The organism is Kitasatospora sp. NPDC089797 (assembly GCF_040684795.1).
Classification (GTDB): Bacteria; Actinomycetota; Actinomycetes; order Streptomycetales; family Streptomycetaceae; genus Kitasatospora.
On the sequence record NZ_JBFBGS010000007.1, the window covers coordinates 21,794 to 41,774 of the forward strand.

The 19,981-nt window shown below is 75.3% G+C and carries 18 protein-coding genes; 10 read left to right on the forward strand and 8 right to left on the reverse strand.

Annotation, left to right across the window (positions count from 1 at the left end):
- Positions 1–4 precede the first annotated feature (4 nt).
- On the reverse strand, positions 5–1,903 hold the full coding sequence (locus AB0O91_RS07365) for a glycosyltransferase (protein ID WP_363428874.1): 1,899 nt from the start codon (positions 1,901–1,903) through the stop codon (positions 5–7).
- A gap of 176 nt (positions 1,904–2,079) precedes the next feature.
- Positions 2,080–4,419 (reverse strand): tetratricopeptide repeat protein, encoded by a 2,340-nt coding sequence (locus AB0O91_RS07370; protein ID WP_363428876.1) that lies wholly within the window; start codon positions 4,417–4,419, stop codon positions 2,080–2,082.
- Positions 4,420–4,935: 516 nt separating this feature from the next.
- Between AB0O91_RS07370 and AB0O91_RS07375 the strand changes: the two genes are divergently transcribed.
- From AB0O91_RS07375 to AB0O91_RS07385, 3 genes are all read left to right on the forward strand, one after another.
- Entirely contained in the window at positions 4,936–6,288 is a 1,353-nt protein-coding gene (locus AB0O91_RS07375; RefSeq protein ID WP_363428878.1) for an MFS transporter, read from the forward strand.
- A gap of 74 nt (positions 6,289–6,362) precedes the next feature.
- Positions 6,363–7,211 (forward strand): SAM-dependent methyltransferase, encoded by an 849-nt coding sequence (locus AB0O91_RS07380; protein WP_363428880.1) that lies wholly within the window; start codon positions 6,363–6,365, stop codon positions 7,209–7,211.
- Between the two features lie 213 nt (positions 7,212–7,424).
- Positions 7,425–8,066 (forward strand): DUF4360 domain-containing protein, encoded by a 642-nt coding sequence (locus AB0O91_RS07385; RefSeq protein WP_363428882.1) that lies wholly within the window; start codon positions 7,425–7,427, stop codon positions 8,064–8,066.
- 69 nt (positions 8,067–8,135) lie between these two features.
- On the opposite strand, the gene AB0O91_RS07390 is transcribed toward AB0O91_RS07385, so the two are convergent.
- On the reverse strand, positions 8,136–9,173 hold the full coding sequence (locus tag AB0O91_RS07390; protein WP_363428884.1) for an Lrp/AsnC family transcriptional regulator: 1,038 nt from the start codon (positions 9,171–9,173) through the stop codon (positions 8,136–8,138).
- Positions 9,174–9,286: 113 nt separating this feature from the next.
- Here AB0O91_RS07390 and AB0O91_RS07395 point away from each other — a divergent pair, with 113 nt between their 5' ends.
- Entirely contained in the window at positions 9,287–10,003 is a 717-nt protein-coding gene (locus AB0O91_RS07395) for an SDR family NAD(P)-dependent oxidoreductase (RefSeq protein WP_363428886.1), read from the forward strand.
- A 71-nt stretch (positions 10,004–10,074) separates the two neighbouring features.
- Here AB0O91_RS07395 and AB0O91_RS07400 read toward each other — a convergent pair whose 3' ends face one another.
- From AB0O91_RS07400 to AB0O91_RS07420, 5 genes are all read right to left on the reverse strand, one after another.
- Complete coding sequence (locus tag AB0O91_RS07400; protein WP_363428888.1) at positions 10,075–11,535, reverse strand: cytochrome P450; 1,461 nt, start codon at positions 11,533–11,535, stop codon at positions 10,075–10,077.
- A 47-nt stretch (positions 11,536–11,582) separates the two neighbouring features.
- Positions 11,583–12,200: an ATP/GTP-binding protein gene (locus AB0O91_RS07405; RefSeq protein ID WP_363428890.1), complete on the reverse strand. Its 618-nt coding sequence runs from the start codon at positions 12,198–12,200 to the stop codon at positions 11,583–11,585.
- Positions 12,181–12,540 carry a DUF742 domain-containing protein gene (locus AB0O91_RS07410; protein ID WP_363428892.1) on the reverse strand — a complete coding sequence of 120 codons (360 nt, stop codon included), beginning with the start codon at positions 12,538–12,540 and terminating at the stop codon, positions 12,181–12,183. Before AB0O91_RS07410 ends, AB0O91_RS07405 begins: the two co-directional genes overlap by 20 nt.
- 63 nt (positions 12,541–12,603) lie before the next feature.
- Positions 12,604–13,011 carry a roadblock/LC7 domain-containing protein gene (locus AB0O91_RS07415; RefSeq protein WP_363428894.1) on the reverse strand — a complete coding sequence of 136 codons (408 nt, stop codon included), beginning with the start codon at positions 13,009–13,011 and terminating at the stop codon, positions 12,604–12,606.
- Entirely contained in the window at positions 13,008–14,777 is a 1,770-nt protein-coding gene (locus AB0O91_RS07420; protein ID WP_363428896.1) for an ATP-binding protein, read from the reverse strand. Before AB0O91_RS07420 ends, AB0O91_RS07415 begins: the two co-directional genes overlap by 4 nt.
- A gap of 428 nt (positions 14,778–15,205) precedes the next feature.
- Between AB0O91_RS07420 and AB0O91_RS07425 the strand changes: the two genes are divergently transcribed.
- The 6 genes from AB0O91_RS07425 to AB0O91_RS07450 all read left to right on the forward strand — a co-directional run bounded on the left by AB0O91_RS07425 (position 15,206) and on the right by AB0O91_RS07450 (position 19,863).
- Positions 15,206–16,141 carry a methyltransferase domain-containing protein gene (locus AB0O91_RS07425; protein ID WP_363428898.1) on the forward strand — a complete coding sequence of 312 codons (936 nt, stop codon included), beginning with the start codon at positions 15,206–15,208 and terminating at the stop codon, positions 16,139–16,141.
- 167 nt (positions 16,142–16,308) lie between these two features.
- Entirely contained in the window at positions 16,309–16,722 is a 414-nt protein-coding gene (locus tag AB0O91_RS07430) for a hypothetical protein (protein WP_363428900.1), read from the forward strand.
- 56 nt (positions 16,723–16,778) lie between these two features.
- Positions 16,779–17,936: a histidine kinase gene (locus AB0O91_RS07435; protein WP_363428902.1), complete on the forward strand. Its 1,158-nt coding sequence runs from the start codon at positions 16,779–16,781 to the stop codon at positions 17,934–17,936.
- Complete coding sequence (locus tag AB0O91_RS07440) at positions 17,933–18,541, forward strand: response regulator transcription factor (RefSeq protein ID WP_363428904.1); 609 nt, start codon at positions 17,933–17,935, stop codon at positions 18,539–18,541. Before AB0O91_RS07435 ends, AB0O91_RS07440 begins: the two co-directional genes overlap by 4 nt.
- Before the next feature lie 190 nt (positions 18,542–18,731).
- Positions 18,732–19,172 (forward strand): VOC family protein, encoded by a 441-nt coding sequence (locus tag AB0O91_RS07445; RefSeq protein WP_363428906.1) that lies wholly within the window; start codon positions 18,732–18,734, stop codon positions 19,170–19,172.
- Positions 19,173–19,377: 205 nt separating this feature from the next.
- Entirely contained in the window at positions 19,378–19,863 is a 486-nt protein-coding gene (locus AB0O91_RS07450; RefSeq protein ID WP_363428908.1) for a hypothetical protein, read from the forward strand.
- Positions 19,864–19,981 lie beyond the last annotated feature (118 nt).

Sequence of the window (19,981 nt, forward strand, 5' to 3'; positions counted from 1 at the left end):
GACCTCAGGACAGGGTGGCGAGCGCGCCGAGGCGCGGCAGCGGGCGGGCGGTGAACAGGCCGCGCAGGGCGGCGGTGAGGTCCGCGGGGTGGGCGTTGCCGCACTCGACCAGGACGATCCGGCCGGGCTTGACCTGGGGGGCGGTGGAGGCGCCGCAGGTGATCCGGGCGTCGGGGACGACCAGGTGCTCGTGGCGGTAGGCGGCCAGACCGAGGTCGAGGGCGTCCAGGTGGCTGCTGGAGAGGAAGAACCCGGCGGTCGAACCGGTGGCGGCGCGCAGGGCGGCGGCTCCGGCGTCGAGCGAGCCCCGGTGGCTGACCAGGCCGGTCTTGTAGGGCGGGCCGTACCCGGCGTTGACCAGGGTGAGCCCGGCGTCCGCGAGGCGGCGGACCTCGCCGGGGTCGGTGGTGGCCTGGGTCGTGTCGATCGAGACGGCGGCCTTCGCGGCCCGCAGGACGCGCAGGGTGGCGTCGTCGAGGCGTTCGCCGCGCGGCGGGTGCACCACGAGGAAGGTCCGGTCGGTGCGGGAGGCGTCGACGGCGTCCAGTCCGCCGTAGGCGACGGCGAGTTGGGTGCCGCCGGTGGTCAGCCAGGCGGTCGCGGCGAGGGCGGCGACCGCGATGCCGAGTCGACGGCGGGGGCGGCGCGGCACGGGGGCGACGGCCGGGCGGGCGTCCCGGTCGGGGTGGCGGCGCTGCGCCGGGACGAGCGGCCGCCCCGCCCCGGCCCGTACCGTGCCGGCCCGCGGGGCTCCGGCGGCCGGGGCCGCGACCTCCGCGATGGCGGCGGCCGGCCCGGCGGCGTCGCGGTGCAGCGCCAGTCCGGCCGCCCGGTACCGGAGCCCGGCGGCGCCGTCGACCATGGCGGCGAGCACGGAGCCGAGTTCGGCCGGGTCGCGGATCCAGGGGGCGAGCCCGGCGGCGTCGAGGGCCGCGGCGTTGGTCAGCCCGTGCCCGGGTATGCAGCGGTAGCTGACGGCGGGCAGGCCGCAGGCGAAGGCCTCCAGCGAGGTCAGGCCGCCGGCGTTCTGCACCAGGACGTCGCAGGCGTGCATCAGCCCGGGCATGTCGTCGACCCAGCCGAAGACGTGCTCGACGCCGTCCGCCCGCAACTGCTCCGCCAGCGCCCGGTTCCGGCCGCACACCACGACCGGCACGGCCGCCCCGGTGGCGCGCACCTCGGCGGCCACCCGAGCGACCTCGCCGACTCCCCAGGAGCCGGCCACCAGCAGCGCCAGCGGCGCGTCCGGCGGCAGGCCGAACCCCGCCCGGGCCGCGCGGCGCCGCGCGGCGGTGACCGGGGTGCAGCGCGGGTCGACCACCGGCCCGGCCACCGCCACCCGCTCGGCGCCGTGCGCGCGGGCCTGCTCGGCGGGGACCGGATGGGCGGCCAGGTGCAGGTCGGCGCCGGGCGCCACCCAGAGCGGGTGGACGGAGAAGTCGGTCAGGTACACCGCGGCGGGTGCGGGGAGGCGCCCCCGGCGGCGCAGGTCGCCGAGGACCTGTCCGGCGAGCGGATAGGTGGCCACCACCGCCCGGGTGTCGGCCGGAAGGGAGCGCAACAGCCGCCGGTGGCTGCTGCGTTGGAGCAGCCGGATGGACCGGCCGGGGCGCCCGGCGCGCTCGGTGCCGGAGTAGATCCGCTGGTAGGCGGCGGGGGCGACGGTCAGCAGCAGTCGGTAGCTGTGCGAGACCAACTGCCCGAGGCCGGCCGGGACCAGGTCCAGGAAGTCGTGCCGGTCGACCTGGAAGCCCAGGCCGGTGAGCCGGTGGGCGAGTTGGGCGGCGGCGCCGTCGTGTCCGGCGCCCACGCTCGCGGAGACGATGACGATGCGCCCGGTGGCGGGGCCGGGCGGGCACGGCGGTGCCGCGCCCCGTGGTGCGGGATCGATGAGCTCGGTCACGGCACTGGTTCCGATCCTCGGCGGGGCCGCCGGGTGGTCCCCGGGCGGCAGGGTCAGGATGGCAGGGCGTTGCTGAAGGTCGGCTTAAGTTGAAAGATGCTTGGGAATTCCCGCAGGTTCCGGGCCGGACCGGGCCGGTTGCGGCGGGATCGGCCGGCCGCCGGCCGGGCCGCCGGTCAGTCCTCCAGGCGGGCCAGGCGGGCCCGGACGGCGTCGGCGTCGCGGTGCTGGAGGTCCTCCAGGATGGCGAGGCCGCGGAGCCACTCGGCCCGGGCCGTCCCGGGGTCGCCGAGGGCGAGATGGGTGTCGCCGAGGTGGGTGTGGATGTCCGCCTGGAGGAAGTAGTCGCCGATCGCCCGCCGCAGGCGCAGCGACTCCTGGTAGGCGGGGATCGCCTCCCGGTACTCGCCGAGGTGGTGGTGGATGAAACCGATGCTGTCCCAGATGGACGATTGGCCGGGCAGGTTGCCGGCTTCGCGGGCCAGGTCGAGCGCCAGGCGGCACTGCGGCAGCGCCGCCCGCAACTCGCCCTGCTGCGTCAGGTACCAGCCGATGCTGTTCAGCGCGAGGGCCTGCCCCGACAGGTCGCCGAGCTCACGGAACAGCTCCAGCGCCCGGCGGGACTCGGCCACGGCCTCGGCGTCGGCGTGCTCCTCGCCGTGGGCGATGGCCAGGTCGAGCCGGGTCCGGCCCTCGCGCGGCCGGTCGCCGAGCGCCTCGAACAGCGCCAGGGCCGACCGCAGTTCGCGCCGGGCGGGCTGCTGGCGGCCCTGGGAGCGGTGCACCTGGCCGAGCCAGCGGTGGGCGTGGGCCCGGCGGCCCGGGTCGCCGGTGCGTTCGGCGGCGGCCAGCGCGGTCTCGCTCGCCCACTGCCACTGCTGCCACAGCCCGGACTTGAGCAGGTACGGCACCTGCGCGGCGACCAGCTGCCAGACGTGCGGGTCCGCCCCGGCCCGGAGCGCGGCGTCGACGATCCGCTCCAGCACCGGTTGCTCCTCCCGGTACCAGGCGAGGGCCTGCCCGCGGTCGGCGAGCTCCTCGGGGGTCACCCCGGCGGCGGGCGGCGCGAGTTCGAAGGACTGCCAGGAGACGTCGTCGGCGTAGGCGAGGCAGGCCGCGCGGTGGGCGGTGTGCAGGTAGTGGTCGAGCATCCGCAGGGTGGCCGCGTCCCGCTCCTGCGGCGGTTCCAGGGCGGCCGCCTGCTCGGCGGCGTAGGCGCGGAGCAGGTCGTGGAAGGTGTACCGGTCCTGCTCCGGCGCGGTGATCAGGTGGGCGCGGTGCAGGTCCTCCAGCAGGGCACGGGTCCGGGCCGGCGGCAGTCCGGCCAGGCTCGCCGCCGCCGCGGTGCTGATCTGCGGGCCCGGGTGCAGGCCGAGCAGCCGGAACAGCCGGGCGGCCTGCGGGGCCAGGGCGCGGTAGGACCAGGAGAACACCACCCGGACGTCGGCGTGGCCGTCGCCCGCGGACAGCAGGTCCAGCCGGACCCGGGAGTCGCGCAGTTCGGCCGCCCAGACCGCGAGCGGGGTGCCGGGCCGGTCGGCCGCCCGGGCCGCGGCGATGTTCAGGGCGAGCGGCAGCCGGGCGCAGAGGTCGATCAACTCGTCGGCGGCGTCCTGCTGTTCGGCGACCCGGTCGGCGCCCAGGCGGCGGGCGAACAGCTCCCGGGCCTCGGCGGTGGTGAGCACGTCCAGGGGCAGCGGGACGGCGCCGTCCAGGGCGATCAGCGCGGGCAGCCGGTTGCGGCTGGTGACCAGGACGAGGCACGTGTCCGAGCCCGGCAGCAGCGGGCGGACCTGGTCCGCCTCGCGGACGTTGTCGAGCACGATCAGCGTCCGGGTGCCCGCCAGGCGGCTGCGCAGCAGCGCGAGTTGCCCGTCCGGGTCGGCGGGGACGCGCAGGGCCGGGACGCCCAGGGCGTCCAGGAAGCCGCGGGCCACGTCGGCGGCGGCCACCGGCGCGCGGGCCGGGTCGAAGCCGCGCAGGTCGGCGAAGAGCTGCCCGTCCGGGAAGCGGCCGGCGACCCGGTGGGCGAAGTGCACGGCCAGGGTGGTCTTGCCGACGCCCGCGGTGCCGGCGATCGCCGAGATCACGACCGCGCCGCAGCCGGGAGCGCCGTCGGGGAGCAGTTCGTCGAGCGCCCGGAGCTCCCGGCTGCGGCCGGTGAAGTGCCGGATGGACAACGGGAGTTGCTGGGGCGGAGCGGAGGTCCTGGGCGGGCCGGCCGGCCGCTCGGGGAGGCCGGCGGGGGCCGTGGCGGCGGTGTCGCCCGGTGCCGCGGCGGCCGGTGCGGGTTCGGGGTCCCGGGCGGCCGTCAGCCACCGGGCGCGGGTGTCGGGATCGACGCCGAGCGCCTCGGCGAGCCGGACCACCGAGGACATCCGGGCCCGGCGCCCACCCGCCTCCAGGGCGCTGATCGACCGGGCCGAGACCCCGGAGCGCCGGGCGAGTTCGTCCTGACTCCACCCCGCCGCCAGTCGGCGCTCGCGCAACAGCGCGGCGAACACAGCAGCCCCCACCCGTTCCCCCTGGAATTCCGTGCGAGTCCGCGCCGTCGTCCCCGCCCGTGCGACCCGGATCGCGAACGAGAGTAGTCCCAGCAGGCCCAAGTGTCAGGTCAACGTCGGGTCAACGTCGTGGTCATCGCGGGCGCGACGCCACGAGGATGAACGCCGACGGCCGGTTCGGGGCGGAACGGCTGACCGCCCGTGGGCCTGCTTCGCGTCCGACCCGGCGCCTGTCGTCGACGTCCGGCGCCAGTCGTCGACGTCCGGCGCGTGGTGCCCGACCGGGGCGCTCACCCAGGGCGTTCACGCGGGCCACCGGCCCGGGGCGACCGGTCGGGACCGGACGGACGGGACCAACCCGACCACCAGGGACGGACCGGACGGACCGGCGGCGAGGCGCGGCTACGGGGGTGCCGCGGCTCGCCCGCCCCCGCCCGGCGACGCCCCGCCCCCGCCCGCCGCCGGCCGGGCCCCGCGGGGGCGGCGAACCCGATTCCGCCGCTGGTCGAACGGTGCCATGCTGAGGTCATGACAGATCACATCGGGACCGCGCCCGTCCGCGACGGGCTGCACGGCGGGGGCCGGCGACGGGAGTTGGCGGCGGCGACGGTGGGGTCGGTGGTCGAGTCCTTCGACTGGAACCTCTACGCCGTGCTCGCGCCGTACTTCGCCGCCGACCTGTTCGGGCACGGCAAGGGCGGGGTGAACGGCGTGCTCGCCGCGTACGCCACCTTCGCGGTCGGCTTCGTCGCCCGCCCGGTCGGCTCCTACCTGATCGGCCGGCTCAGCGACACCCGGGGGCGGCGCCTCGCGCTCAGCCTCGGGATGGCCGTCATCGCGGTCGCCAGCCTGGGCCTGGCCGCCCTGCCGGGGCAGCGCTCGATCGGTGTCTGGGCCGCGGTGCTGGCCGTCGTGGTGCGGGTGGTGCAGGGGTTGGCCTTCGGCGGGGAGGCGCCGAGCGTGGCCGCGTACGTGACCGAGACGGCGCCGCCGCGGCACCGCTTCGCGTTCAGCTCGGTCTCCTACGGCGGGATCATCCTCGGCTCGCTGCTCTCCTTCGGGGTGCTCACCGCGCTGATCCGCACCCTCGGCAAGTCCGGCCTGGAGAACGGCGGCTGGCGCTGGGGCTTCCTGGTCGCCGCGCTGCTCGGCCTGGGCGCGGTGTGGGTGCGGCGGGCCGCGCCGGAGAGCGAGGAGTTCCACCGCGCCCGGGCCCGGCAGCGGCCGGGCGGGCGCCCGCCGTTCCTGCGCACGCTGCGCGAGCACCGCCGGTCGGTGTTCACCGTCTTCCTCAACACCCTGGGCGGCACGGTCGGTTACTACTTCGCGCTGACCTACCTGCCGCAGTACGCCGCCGCGTACCACGTCATCGACAAGGAGACGGCGGCCTCCTTCATGACGGTGGTGCTCGCCGTGGTGCTGGTCACCATGCTGCTCACCGGCGCGGCCGCGGACCGCTTCGGCCTGCTGCCGGTGGCCCGGATCGGCTTCTGGCTGCCCGTCCCGGCGGTCCCGGTCCTGCTGGCGGGGCTGCGCGGGGGCTGGCTGTCGTTCCAACTGGTGGCCGTCCTGCTGGGGATGCTGGTGGCGACGGTGCTGGGGACGCTCAACGTCTTCACCGGCCTGCTGTTCCCGACCGAGGTGCGGGCGGTGGGCCTGGGCGTGGTCAACGCGGCCACCATCGCCGCGTTCGGCGGCAGCTTCCCGCTGTTGGCCGAGTGGCTGGGCGACCACCACCGGCTCGGGCTGATCCCGTTCTACGTCACCGTGTGCACGGCGGGCCCGGCGGTGGGTCTGCTGACCGCGATGCGGGTGCCCTCGTTCGCGGCCGCCGTCCAGGAGGCGGAAGCCGGGATTCAGCGGACACCGGGATCCGCCTGACGGACATTCATATCGTGTGGTTGAGTGGTCCGGACCAAAGGGCCGGGCGGGGCGCCGGGCGGGGAGGGGTGACAGTGGACAGCAACGGGCCGGAGAGCTGGCTGATCGACGTGGATTTCGAGCAGCCGCCGCAGGTCGACCTGCGGACCGACCGCGCGCACTCCGCGCGGGTCTACGACTACCTGCTCGGCGGCAAGACCAACTTCCCGGCGGACCGCGAGGTCGGCGACCAGGTGCTCGCCGACCTGCCCGCCGCCCGGGCCGGTGCCGCGGCCGCCCGCGCCGTGATGCACCGGATGGTCCGGCGGCTGGCGGGGCAGCACGGCGTCCGCCAGTTCCTGGACGTCGGCACCGGCATCCCCACGGCCCCGAACCTGCACGAGATCGCCCAGGAGGTCGACCCGGCCTGCCGGGTGGTCTACGTCGACAACGACCCGATCGTGCTGGCCCATTCGCGCGCACTGCTGAGCAGCACCCCGGAGGGGCGCACCGCGTACGTCGAGGGCGATCTGCGCGACCCGGGGAAGTTCCTCGCCGACCCGGGGGTGGCGGCCACCCTGGACCTGTCCGAGCCGGTCGCGCTGACGCTGATCAACATCGTGCACTTCCTCTCCGACGAGGCCGCGCACCCGCCGGTCCGCGAGCTGCTGGAGGCCCTGCCCGCGGGCAGCTTCCTGGCGCTCTCCGCCGGCACCGCGGACAACGCGCCCGAGGCGGCCCTGCGCGGCGCGCGGCGCTACCGGGAGGCCGGGATCGAGGTCTACCCGCGGTCGCGCGCCGAGGTGGAGGGCTTCTTCGCCGGGCTGGAGCTGGACGACCCGGGCGTGGTGCTGATCAACCGGTGGCACCCGGAGCTCGGCGAACCCACGGCCCAGGACGAGGCCGAGGTCTCGGTGTACGGCGGGCTGGCCCGCAAGCCGTAGCGCCCTTCCACTTCTCCGGCGGCCGCCTCGCAGGCGGTCGCCGGCTCCGGCCGTGGTGTTCTCCGGCCGTGTTCCCCGCCGCCCGGGCCCGCACCCGCAGGTCACCCCGGGGGCCGTCGCCCCCGGGGTAGTGACCATGAGTCACCTCCTGTACACGGTGCGCTCGATGTGCTGACATATTCACGTCAAGTCATGCCATCGAAGGGCAAGCCCATGCTGCTCCGCACCGCGGTCCTCACGTCCGCCGTCACCGCCGCACTGGTCTCCTCCTCGGCCGTCGGCGGTGACGCGCTGCCGACCCCGCCGGACCGGATCGTCATCGACGTCGCGACCGTCAACGGCTCCGGCTGTCCGGCCGGAACCGCCGCCGTGGCCGTCTCGCCCGACAACACCGCCTTCACCGTCACGTACAGCAGCTACCTCGCCCAGGTGGGCGTGGGCTCGAAGCCGACCGACTTCCGGAAGAACTGTCAGCTCGACCTGCGGGTGCACGTTCCCCAGGGCTTCACCTACGCGATCGCCTCCGCCGACTACCGGGGCTTCGCCCACCTGGAGAACGGCGCCAGCGGCACCGAGCGCGCCAACTACTACTTCCAGGGCGACCCCCAGACCAGCTACGCGAGCCACCGCTTCGACGGCCCGACCGACGACAACTGGCAGGCCACCGACACCGTCGACGTCGCCGCACTGGTCTTCGCCCCCTGCGGCGAGGAGCGCAACTTCAACATCAACACCGAACTGCGGGTCGCCGCGGGCAGCTCGGACACCGGCCGCACCACCAGCTTCATGACGATGGACTCGACGGACGGCAGCATCAACACCACCTACCACCTCGCCTGGAAGCAGTGCCCCTGACCCCCTCACCGACTGGGCCCGTCCCGGCCCCGGCGGAGCCCCGGCCGCCGGCGCCGGGACGGGCCCGCCTCAGCGCCGTGCGCGGGGCCGGGCGGGATCCACGAGGCGGTCGTCGACGAGCCGGGTGCCGGCCTGCTTGACGTGCCGCAGCACCGGGGACACCTCCATGCTCTGCAGCCCGGCCAGCGAGCCGACGCGCTCCGAGGTGAACTCGAACAGTTCGTCGAGGTCCCGGCAGTGGGCGACGGCGTGGAGGTTCCAGGGCCCGGAGACGGCCGCGACGAAGGCGATCTCCGGTTCCGCCGCGAGGGCGCGGCCGGCGCTCTTCACCGCCGACGGGTGGACCCGGAGCCAGAGGTTCGCCCGGGCGTGGAAGCCGAGGGCCGCCGCGGCGATCTCGACGTCGATGTGGACGGCCCGCTGCCGGAGCAGCGCGTCGAGGCGCCGCGCGACGCGACCCGGAGTGAGCCCGGCGGCCGCGGCGAGATCGACCAGACCGGCGCGGCCGTCCGCGGCGAGCGCGGCCAGCAGCCTCCCGTCCTCGGGAGTGAGGTGCAGCGGCTCGCGGCTGACCACCGGAGCCTCGGCGAACGGGGGCCCGGAGCCGCCCAGGGCCGCCTCCTCCTGCGGGGTCAGCGTGCCCCGCAGGGCGGACCAGTAGTGGCCGCGGCCCCCGAGGAACTGGCGGAGCACGGCGAAGGCGTTGAGGTCGATCACCGCGGCCGTGCGCGGCAGCCGCTGCCCCAGCAGGTCCTCGCGCTGCTCCCGGCTCCGGGACTGGGTCGCGCAGGTGATCTCGCAGCCCGCCGCACCCAGGGCCACCCAGTTGACGTCCTCCCGCTCGGCGAGCGCGTCGGCGATCGCCTCGACGCTGCCCGGGCGGCAGCGCAGCCGCACCAGCCACCGGCTCTGCCCGAGGGCGCCCGGGTTCAGCAGCCCGGTCACCCGGATGACGCCGTCGGCGCGCAGCCGGCGGTAGCGGCGGTTGACGGCCCCCTCGGCCAGGCCGAGGGCGGTCGCGATCGCGGCGAACGAAGCCCTCGGCGCGATCTGGAGCGCGCGGATGATTCGCACGTCGTCGGGGTGCAGTGCGGCGGATTCCGTCATGAGTGGCCTTCCCACGCGGGCGATCCTACAGAGCGGCGCCCATGACTCGCCCGCGGCGCGGTGCGGACGGAAGACTCGGAACGACGCCGAACGCAGAACGGAGATGAGGCCGGATGTCATCGGATGGAACCGGACAGCACCCACCGACCGCACTGATCGTCGGGGCCTCGCGCGGCCTCGGCCACGCCATGGCCGCGGAGTTCCTCGACCGGGGCTGGCACGTGGTCGGCACGGTCCGCGACACCACCGCCCGGACGCCGCTGCACGAGCTCGCCGAGCGGGCCGACGGACGGGTGGTCATCGAGCAGCTCGACCTGAACGAGCCCGGCCGCCTGCCGGCGCTGCACGAACGCCTGGCGCACCGCCGGCTGGACGTGCTCTTCGTCAACGCGGGCACCACCGGCCACGAGGGGACGCCGGTCGGCGCGATCCCGACGGCCGACTTCATCGAGGTGATGGTCACCAACGCGCTCGGCCCGATGCGGGTGATCGAGGCCCTCGAGGACCTGGTGGCCCCGGCGGGACTCATCGGGGCGATGTCCTCCGGGCAGGGCAGCCTGACGAACAACACGACCGGCGGCCGCGAGGTCTACCGGGGGAGCAAGGCCGCGCTGAACATGTTCCTGCGGAGCTTCGCGGCCCGGCAGAGCGGGACGCGGCGCGCGTTCCTGCTGCTGGCGCCCGGCTGGATCCGCACCGCCCTGGGCGGCCCGGACGCACCGTTCACCCTCGAGGAGACCGTCCCGCTGCTGGTGGACGTGGTGCTCTCCCGGCTGGGCACGCCCGGCCTGGCGTACCTGGACCGCTTCGGCCGGACCGTCCCCTGGTAGGGCCGGAGCGGCACGGGGCCGAAGCGGCGGCGCTCTCCCCGCCCCCTCGGCCCCACGGAACTCAGCGGGTTTCAGCGGCGGAACAGCCCGGTGAACGCGTCCCACCAACTGCGGCGCTGCGCCGGTACGGTGACCGCCGGGGCCGGTTCGGGGGCCGCCGCCGCCCGCTGGGCGGCCTCCAGCGCCCGGACGGTGCGCTCGCGCTCCTCCTTCGCCCGCGCCGCCTCCGCGACCGACTCCGGGTCCGGCTCGATCTCGCGCGCGCTGAACTCCACCGGCAGGGCGGTGAGATGGCGCGAGATCCAGGCCGAGCTCCAGGTCAGCTCCTCCTCCGGGACGGCCAGGCGGACGTCCGGCAGCAGGGTGAGCAGGATGTCGATCCCGGCCTCGGCGACGTGCCGGCCGATGTCCTGGCCGGGGCACTCGTGCGGCCCGGCGCCGAAGGACAGGTGCGAGCGGTTGCCGTACAGCGGGGTGGCCAGGTCGGGCCGGACCACCGGGTCGACGTTGCCCGCGGCGAGGCCGAGCAGCAGGAGGTCCCCGGCCCGGATCTGCTGACCGCCCAGCTCGGTGTCGGCGGTCGCCCAGCGGCCGGCCACCAGGGACATCGGCGGGGAGTCCCAGAGCACCTGGTCCAGCGCCTCGCCCAGGGTCATCTGGCCGCCGGACAGGTGGGCGCGGAAGCGCGGGTCGGTGAGCACCATCTTCAGCGAGTCGGCGATCAGGTTGACGGTCGACTCGTTGGCGGCCAGCAGCACCACCCGCAGGTGCTCCATCACCTCGTCGTCGGTGAGTTCGGCCGGGTGGGCGAGCAGCCGGCTGGTCAGGTCGTCGCCGGGGGAGTCGTGCTTGATCGCGATGGTCCGGCGCAGGCTGGTCACCACGTACTCGTTGCTGGCGATCGCCGTCTCGGTGCCCTTCATCAGGTCCCGCGCGGCGTCGACGAGTTGAGGCCCGTACTCGTCCGGCATGCCGAGCAGCTTGGTCATCACCAGCATCGGCAGGTGCTCGGCGAACTGGGTGATCAGCTCGGCCCTGCCGGTCGGCCCGACCACCTGGACCAGGTCGGTGGTGAAGCGGCGGACGTGCCGGCGGATGCCCCGCCGGTCGAAGCCGTTCAGGCCGTCCAGCAGGGCGTTGCGCAGCCGGCGGTGCTCCTCGCCGTCCGCGAACACGCAGATCGGCTGCCAGGCGACCACCGGCAGCAGCGGCGAGTCGGGCGGCACCTCGTCGTTGCGGAAGGCGCTCCACAGCCGGGAGTCGCGGGAGAACAGCGAGGGGGTGCGCATCGCGGTGATGTTGGCGGCGTGGCCGAGGATCAGCCAGGCCGGCTGGTCACCGTGCAGCAGCACCGGGGCGACGTCGCCGTGTTCGGCGCGCAGCTTCTCGTACAGGCCCGCCGGGTCGGCCTCGGCCTCCGGGCCGTACAGCCGACGCAGCCCGCCGGGGCCGATCGGCTCGGTCACGCGCCCGTGGGCGGGGCAGCCGGGCGGGGGGACGGGCGCGGCGTCGTCGGGGAACGGGGTGCTCACAGGATCTCCGGTATCTCCGGTCGGGGGTTCGGGGCGGGGCCGGGCGGTCAGCCGGTCTTGGGCGCGGCCAGCTCGTACAGGTAGCGCATCAGGGTCATCAGGGTGTCCCGGCTGGACTCGCGGCTGCGCGCGTCGCAGGCGATGATCGGCACCTCGGCCGGCAGGTCGAGCGCCTGGCGCAGCTCGTCCAGCGGGTAACTCGGCGCCTCGGGGAAGCCGTTGACGGCCACCACGAAGGGGACGCCGCGGTCCTCCAGCCGTCCGATCACCTCGAAGCTGACCTCCAGCCGACGGGTGTCCACCAGCACCACGGCGCCGAGCGCACCCTCGAACAGGCCGTTCCAGAGGAACCAGAACCGCTCCTGGCCGGGGGTGCCGAAGACGTACAGCACGAGCTTGTCGCTGATGCTGATCCGGCCGAAGTCCATGGCGACCGTGGTCGAGGTCTTGCGCTCGACGCCGGTCGGGTCGTCCACGCCGACCCCGGCCTGGGTCATGGTCTCCTCGGTGGTCAGCGGGCGGATCTCGCTGACCGCACCGACCAGGGTGGTCTTGCCGACCCCGAAGCCGCCGACGATCACCACCTTGACCGCCGTGGTGACGGAGTCGGGCAGCAGGTCCGCGCTCGCCGGGCCGACGACCGTGTCAGAGCCGCTGAAGTCCATGGATCACCGCCTCCAACAGGGCACGGTCGGGGAGTTCCGCCGCCGGGACCGCGGCGCGGGCCTCGATCCGCCCGTCGTCGAGCAGGTCCGCCAGCAGGACGGTGACCACGCTCGTGGGCAGTTCGAGGTAGGCGGAGACCTCCGCCACCGAGAGCGGCGAGCGGCACAGCCGCAGGATGGCCGCGTGCTCGGGCTGCATGGCGGGGGTCGGGTCCGCGAGGGAGACGATCAGGGTGACCAGGTCGAAGACCCCCGGCCCGGAGGGGCCGCTGCGGCCGCGGGTGATCACGTACAGGCGATCGGGCTCGGGTCCGTCCCAGCCGCCCTGGTCGGCGGTCATGTCACTGCCTCACTGTGCTCGGTCATGTGCCCGCCCGGGCACCGGGGCTGCTCGTGGCCGGGTTCACGCGACCGTCTCCGGGTTGCGCGGCGGGGTGGACAGGTGCTCGCCGATCCGGTCCACCAGGTCGCGCATCTGGTGGCTGACCAGCCCGGCGTCCACCCCCTCGTCGGCGAGCACCGCCAGGTAGGCGCGGTCGCCGGCCGACATCAGGTAGAAGTAGCCGCCGTCCACCTCGATCACGACCAGCTTCATCGCGCCGTTGCCGTGCGGGAACTCGTGCCCGACGGCGGCGGCCAGGCTCTGCAGTCCGGCGCAGGCGGCGGCCAGCCGGTCGGCGGTGTCCGGGTCGGCGCCGTACTGGGCGATCCGCAGGCCGTCGGCGGAGAGCACGATGACGTGGCGCACGTACGGGACGCTGTGTGCGAGGTCGTTGAGGATCCAGTCCATGTTGCTGCGGTGCGGAATCACTGCTCGCCTTTCCCTGCCGTCTCTTCGCTACTGGTCTGTCCGGCGCTGTCCGGTGCGGTGCGGGTCGTTCCGGTGGTGCTGCTGGTGCTGTTCGTTCCGGTGGTGGTCCCGGTGCTGTCCGTGGCGTTGCCGCCGGTGCCCTTGTAGCCGGCCATGAAGGCCTCCACCCACAGGCCGGGCTTCTTCTCGGGGCGGGGCGCGGGGGCGGCCGGTCCGGCCGCGGGCCCCGCCGTCGGGCCGCTGGGCGGCGGGGTGGTGCCGCGCGGGGGCGTGGCGAAGACGGCCCGGCCGGTGGGGCGGCTGCGGCGGCGCTGCGGCAGGCCGTTCGCGGTGCGCTCGGTGACGATCACCTCGTCGTCGCCGGGGCCGGTCCCCGGCCTGGGGGCGGAGGAGTTGGCCGGGCCCCACGGGTTGGTGGCGCCGTAGGACGGTCCGACCCCGGCGGACCGTCCGAGCCCGGCGGTCGACCCGCCGCCGACGGCACCGGGGCCGGTCGATCCGGCGCCGACCGGGGTGGACCGGGCGCCCCACGGCCGGGCCGGGGCGGCGTGCCGGGCGGTGTTGGCGGGGAGCGGGCGCGGACCGGAGAAGGCGCCGATGCCGTGCGCCCGCCCGGTCGGCGGGGCGGTGGTGAGCAGTTCCTGGGGTACCACCAGGACCGCGCGCACGCCGCCGTACGCGGAACGGCGCAGCGACACCTGGAAGCCGTACGCCTGGCAGAGCCGGCCGAGGATGGCGAAGCCCAGGCGGGGGGACTCGGTGAGGTCGTCGAAGTCCTTGGAGACCATGGCCTCGCGCATCGAGCGCTCGGCGCGGACCCGGGCTTCGTCGGTGAGGCCGAGGCCGCCGTCCTCGACCTCGATCGCTATCCCGCTCTGCACCTCGGAGGCGCTGAGGTGGACGTGGGTGTGCGGCGGGGAGTAGCGGGTGGCGTTGTCCAGCAGTTCGGCGACGGCGTGGATCAGGGGCTCGACGGCCGGGCCGGTGACCGAGATCTGGGTGACCGGGTGGAGGTCGACCCGCTGGTACTCGAGGATGCGGGACATCCCGCCGCGCAGCACGCTGTAGAGCGCGATCGGGCGGGTCCACTGGCGGCCGGGGCGGGCGCCGGAGAGCACCGCGATGGAGTCGGCGAGGCGGCCGACCAGGGCGTTGCCGTGGTCGAGGCGCAGCAGGTCGTCGAAGACCGCCGGGTCGTTGCCGTGCCGGTCCTCCATCTCCCGCAGGTCCTTGGCCTGGCGGTGGATGATCGCCTGGACCCGGCGGGCGAGGTTGACGAAGGCGCGCTCGGCGGAGTCGCGCCGGCTGACCTCGTCGTCGACGGCCTGGGCGATGCCGCGCACGACCTTCTCCAGCGAGCCGCGGAACTTCCGGGACAGCAGCGGGTTCGGGCGCTGGAAGGGCTGGAGCAGCACGTCGATCGAGGAGCCGTACCGGGCGCCGCCGATCAGCCGGCGCAGCTCGCCGGCGGCCATCCGCTCGATCTCGTCCTCCTGCCCGGCCAGCTTGCGGTTCAACACGTCGACCTGGCGGGTGTGTTCGTCCCGCAGGTCGGCGAGGGCCCGGCCGCGGCGGGCGGATTCGGCGGCCACCACGGCGACCAGCACGGTGGCCGTCGCCCCGCACCACAGCACCTGGGCCCGGGCTCCGGCGGACACCACCGCCGCGGCGACCGCCACGGCCGCCGCCATCACGGCGGTGGGCAGCAGCCAGCCGAGCAGGGGCGCGGGGCGCCGTCTGGCGGATGACGATCCAGCTCGAAGCATTTCGGCAATCCTCAAACGATCGGAACAGAACGGGGGCGGGCGACGGCCGGCTCCGGAGGCGTGGTGCTGCAGCATAGCCAAGTTCAGGACAATCCTGACCGAAACTCAAAAATACTGTCCGTCAACCGACTTGTGGCGACGTGCCGGATATTCCAGACATCTCGCACAGCTGTCGCAGCCCGGTCGGCCACCGCCCGGGCACCAGGCTTCTCGCCCGGCCGCCCGGGCACCGGCAACCCGGTCAGGATTCGCCCATGTGAAGGGTTTCCGGGCCAAGTCACCGCGCGAACGCGCGAGTTCGTGCTACACGCGGCGCGCGGGGCGGCCGATCACCCCTGCGGGGGACGCACGGCGTGGCGCAACACTCGTTGCCCTCGTGGGCAATGACCGTTGACGCTTCAGGTGTCCGATGCCTACAGTGCGGGGCCATGGACGACAACGAGCCCGGTCGGCGGGTGGCCCAGGACGTGGCCGGAGCAGGTGGGCTGGACGGTCTGCACCGGCTCTCGGAGACGATCGACGCCCTGGAGGAACGGCGCACCGACCTGGTGGCGGACCTGCGCAACGGACGGCAGGCGACCTGGGAGGAGATCGGCCGCGCCTGCGGGATGACCCGCCAGGGCGCGACCCGGCGCTGGGCCGGACGGCTGCGGGCCCGCTCCTTCGGCCTCGCCGCCGACTCCTACCAGCACGGCCGGCCCGGCTACCCGCAGGCGCTGATCGGCTCGGCGGTGCCGCGCGCGGCCCGGCGGGTGCTCGATCTCGGCGCCGGGACGGGCCAGTTGACCCGCCTGCTGGTGGAGGCCGGGCTGGACGTGGTCGCGGTCGAGCCCGACCGGGGAATGCGCGAGCGGCTCGCCGCCGCCGTGCCCGGGGCCGCGGTCCGGGCCGGCAGCGCCGAGCACATCCCGCTGCCCGACAACAGCGTGGACGCGGTGGTGGTGGCGCAGGCCTGGCACTGGTTCGACCGGGCGACGGCCGTCCCGGAGATCGCCCGGGTGCTCGCCCCCGGCGGCACCCTCGCCCTGATCTGGAACGTCCGGGACGAGACCGAGCCCTGGGCCGCCGCACTCGGCGCGTTGATGCACCGGTCGACCCGTCAGCAGCTCGACACCGCCCCCGTCCTGCCGGCCCCGTTCGGCCCGCCCGAGCGGCTGGAGATCCGCTGGGAGGACCCCACCACCCCGGCCGGCCTGGTCGACCTGGTCGCCTCGCGCAGCTACGTCATCGCCCTGCCCGAGACCGAGCGGACCCGCCTGCTGGCCGACGTCGAGCAACTGGTCACCACCCACCCGGCCCTGGCCGGCCGGGAGACCATCGCCATGCCCTACCTGACCAGGTGCACTCGGGTCCGCCTCGGCTGAGCCCGCCCGGCCCGGTTGGGCCCGGCCCGGCTGGGCGGAGCGGAGCGGAGCCGCGAGCGGGTTCGGGGTCGGGTCCGGGGTCCGGGGCCGGCCGCTGACAATTGTCATGGTGCGGGGGTGTGGCAGCACACTGCCGACCGGCCCCGGACGGCGGCCACGATGGGCCCATGACCTCCACCGACCTGCACCACCCCGACACCCGCCGGGCCTTCCGCACCGTCCGGCAGTGCGTCTCCGTCTACCTCGGGCTCAGCGCGCTCACCCTGGTCGCCGCCTACGCCCTCCGCTCGCACACCGACCTGATCACCCCGGCGGTCTGGGTACGGGGCACCCTGGTACTGGCCGGCGCCGCCTTCACCCTGCTGCTCACCGTCCGCGCGGCGCGCGGCTCCCGCGGCGCCTACCGGCGGCTGCGGATCGTCTCCGGCGTGATGCTGGTCGCGATCGCCGTGATCATCGCGGTGCCGGGGGTCTTCCCGGTCTGGATGAAGATCGAGCAGGGCTTCTGCGGCCTCGCCCTGCTGGGGGTCACCCTGGTGATCAACGGACGGCAGCTGCGTACGCTGTTCGACCGGCCCTGAGACCAGACCGGTCCTGAGACCCGACCGGCTTCGAGACCCGAGGAAGGAACGCGAGGGTGACCGACCCCGACCGCGAGAGCGCACCGGCCCCCGCCCGGCACTGGGCGGGCGGCGTGCGCCGGATCGTCCTGGGCGCCGGGATGCTGGTCTTCCCGGCCCTGACCGCGGTGGCGATGAGCGGCAACGTCGGCGGGGCAGCGGCCGCCGCCGGGTACGCCGTGGTCGCCGCGTTCTGCGTCTGCTTCGTGCTGCTCGCGCTCGTCGGCGGGCGCACCGGGGGCCGCAACCGGGAACGCTGGATCAAGGGACTGCTGGCGGCGATGACCGCCCTGTTCCTGGCCGCGCTGCCGTCCGCCCACGCGGACGCCTTCTTCCTCGCCACCGTGATCACCTCGGTGGCCGGGATCCTCTGGCGCGAGCACCTGGTCAAGCTGGCCGCCGCCGGGACGCTCGCGGCCCTGCTGGTGCCCTGGTCGGTGCCCGCCTGGCACACCGGGCCCGGCGGATTCCAGGCGCTGGCCCTGCTGTTCACCACGCTCACCTGCGGCGCCTTCGCCGAGATCGCCGCCACCAACGAGGCCCTGGTCGCCGCCCGGGCCGAGGTCGCCCGGCTCGCCTCCGAGGCCGAGCGCAACCGGATCGCCCGCGACCTGCACGACCTGCTCGGCCACTCGCTGACCGCGATCACCGTCAAGTCCCGCCTGGCCCAACGGATGGCGGTCAAGGACGTGGACCAGGCGGTGGCCGAGATGACGGCCGTGGAGTCGCTGTCCCGCCAGGCCCTGGCCGATGTGCGGGCCGCCGTCACCGGCTACCGCGAGGTCACGGTGGCCGGCGAACTCGCCCGCGGCCGCGAACTGCTGCGGGCCGCCGGGGTGGTGGCCGACCTGCCGTCGGCCGCCGACGCGGTCGGCCCGGACCACCGCGAACTCTTCGGCTGGGTGGTGCGCGAGGGCCTCACCAACGTCGTCCGGCACGCCCGGGCCGCCCGCTGCTCGGTGCTGCTGACCGCCACCTCGGTGGAGATCCGCGACGACGGCCCCGGCAGCGGCCCGGGCGGCGGACTGATCGGCGGTGGCAAGGGCCTGACCGGGCTGCGGGAACGGGTCGCGGCGGCGGGCGGTACGGTCGAGGCCGGCCCGCTCGACCCGCGCGGATGGCGGCTGCTGGTCACCGTCCGCCCGCCCGAAACCCGCTCCGGAAGGACACCATGACGATCCGCCTGCTGCTCGCGGAGGACCAGGAACTGGTCCGCACCGCGCTGCGCGCCCTGCTCGACCTGGAGGACGACTTCGAGGTGGTCGCCGCCGTCGGTCGGGGCGACCAGGTGGTCGAGGCGGCCCGCGAGCACCGGCCGGACGTCGCCCTGCTGGACATCGAGATGCCCGGACTGGACGGCCTGGCGGCCGCCGCCGTGCTCGCCCAACAGGCCCCCGACTGCCGGGTGGTCATCCTCACCACCTTCGGCCGGGCCGGCTACCTGCGCCGGGCCATGGAGGCCGGCGCGCTCGGCTTCGTGGTCAAGGACGCCCCGGCCGAGGTGCTGGCCGACGCGATCCGCCGGGTCGCCGCGGGGGAGCGCGTGGTGGACCCGGACCTCGCCGCCGCCACCCTGGCGGCGGGCACCTCCCCGCTCACCGCGCGGGAGCGCGACGTCCTCAACGCCTCCCGCTCCGGGGCCGGGGTCGCGGAGATCGCCGGGAAGCTCTACCTGTCCGAGGGCACGGTGCGCAACTACTTCTCCGCCGCCATCGCCAAGACCGGCAGCCGCAACCGCACCGAGGCGCTGCGCACCGCCGACGAGCGCGGCTGGCTGTAGCGCCGGTCAGCGCTCAGCAGTCGGCGGCAGGTCGAAGCCGACCCCGGTGCCGTCCGCTGGTGGGTCGCCGACTCGGCCAGCTCCCGTAACGACCTGGCCGGGGGGCCGTCAGGCGTTCGGCGGAGCGATGACCAAGGCGGGTGGGAACGCGGACCGGGCGACTGTCGGTGGTGCGCGGTACCGTCCCGCCATGGCAGCCCGAATCGATCTCACTCTCGACTGCGCGGACGCGACGCTCCTCGCCGACTTCTGGAAGACGGCCCTGGGGTACGTCGACGAGCCGCCGCCCGCCCCGTTCCGGACGCGCGAGGAGTGGCTCGCGCAGTTCGACCTCCCGGAGGACGACTCGGTGGACGACGCCGCCTGGCTCTGCGACCCGGAGGGGGTCGGGCCCCGGCTGTCGATCCTCCGGGTGCCCGAGCCCAAGCGCGCCAAGAACCGGCTGCACCTCGACCTCCGGGTGCCGGGCCACGGCAGCGCGGCCGAGCGCTGGGCGCGGATCAGGGCGGAGTCCGCGCGGCTGGTGGCGGCGGGCGGGCGGGTCCTGGCGGAGTACGACGGGCACCACGTGGTGATGGCCGATCCGGAGGGCAACGAGTTCTGCGTCGCGGCCGGGCCGGCCACGGGCTGACCAGGCGTGGCCGGGCGCTCCCGGTCGGCCCGGACCGGCGGGGGGACCACCGCTGGTGCGAGACTCGTAGGGGGGCGGAGCAACGGAGCGGAACGGCGCCACGGACGGGACCATGACCACGGACACCGGCAGCGGACGGCCGGGGGAGCAGGAGTGCCTCCCGGCCGCTCAGGCCGCCCCGGCCGTCGAGGGCGGGTGAACGGCCATGGCGGACGGGAGTGACGGCGGGGGCGCGCAGGGCCCGGTGGTCTGGGCGATGGCCGTGCGGGAGGCGGCGCAGGGGCCGCCGGTCGCGGAGCTGATCGTCGAGGTCGGCGAGAGCCTCCACGCCGAGCTGGTGGAGGCCGCCGTCGACAGCGGGTTCACGGTCGCCGCCGGGGAGGCCCCGCCGACGACCGGGATGATCGAGGTCGCCGACGGACGGGTGGTGCGGCTGGTGCTGGTCGGCGGCCGCGAGGGGTGGGAACCGGGCTCGCGGGTCGAGGTGTCCGCCCGCTGGCTGGCGACGGCCGGGCTGCGGGGCGGGGCGGTGGTGGTCGTGGTGCCGCCCTGGGACCGGTCGGCCGGGCCGGGAACAGCGGACGGGCCGGATCTGGGGGCGGGGGTCGAGGCCTTCGCCCGCTGGGTCGAGGAGCAGCGGGTGGCGGGCCGGGTGCTGCACGGGGCGGTGTCGGTGCGCGGGTGGGTGTGACCGCCGCGGGCCGGGCCGGCCCCGCGCGGTGGGACGGGCGGCTCCGTCGCAGACGAAGGACGGCCGTCGTTCCCGGACCGTTCCGGTACCCGCGGTGTCGGGGCTGTCGGCGGGTACC

Coding starts and splice junctions, on each gene's coding strand:
- AB0O91_RS07375 (WP_363428878.1), top strand. CDS start 4,936: ATGACAGATCACATCGGGACCGCGCCCGTCCGCGACGGGCTGCACGGC.
- AB0O91_RS07385 (WP_363428882.1), top strand. CDS start 7,425: ATGCTGCTCCGCACCGCGGTCCTCACGTCCGCCGTCACCGCCGCACTG.
- AB0O91_RS07390 (WP_363428884.1), bottom strand. CDS start 9,173: ATGACGGAATCCGCCGCACTGCACCCCGACGACGTGCGAATCATCCGC.
- AB0O91_RS07395 (WP_363428886.1), top strand. CDS start 9,287: ATGTCATCGGATGGAACCGGACAGCACCCACCGACCGCACTGATCGTC.
- AB0O91_RS07405 (WP_363428890.1), bottom strand. CDS start 12,200: ATGGACTTCAGCGGCTCTGACACGGTCGTCGGCCCGGCGAGCGCGGAC.
- AB0O91_RS07410 (WP_363428892.1), bottom strand. CDS start 12,540: ATGACCGCCGACCAGGGCGGCTGGGACGGACCCGAGCCCGATCGCCTG.
- AB0O91_RS07420 (WP_363428896.1), bottom strand. CDS start 14,777: ATGCTTCGAGCTGGATCGTCATCCGCCAGACGGCGCCCCGCGCCCCTG.
- AB0O91_RS07425 (WP_363428898.1), top strand. CDS start 15,206: ATGGACGACAACGAGCCCGGTCGGCGGGTGGCCCAGGACGTGGCCGGA.
- AB0O91_RS07430 (WP_363428900.1), top strand. CDS start 16,309: ATGACCTCCACCGACCTGCACCACCCCGACACCCGCCGGGCCTTCCGC.
- AB0O91_RS07440 (WP_363428904.1), top strand. CDS start 17,933: ATGACGATCCGCCTGCTGCTCGCGGAGGACCAGGAACTGGTCCGCACC.
- AB0O91_RS07445 (WP_363428906.1), top strand. CDS start 18,732: ATGGCAGCCCGAATCGATCTCACTCTCGACTGCGCGGACGCGACGCTC.
- AB0O91_RS07450 (WP_363428908.1), top strand. CDS start 19,378: ATGGCGGACGGGAGTGACGGCGGGGGCGCGCAGGGCCCGGTGGTCTGG.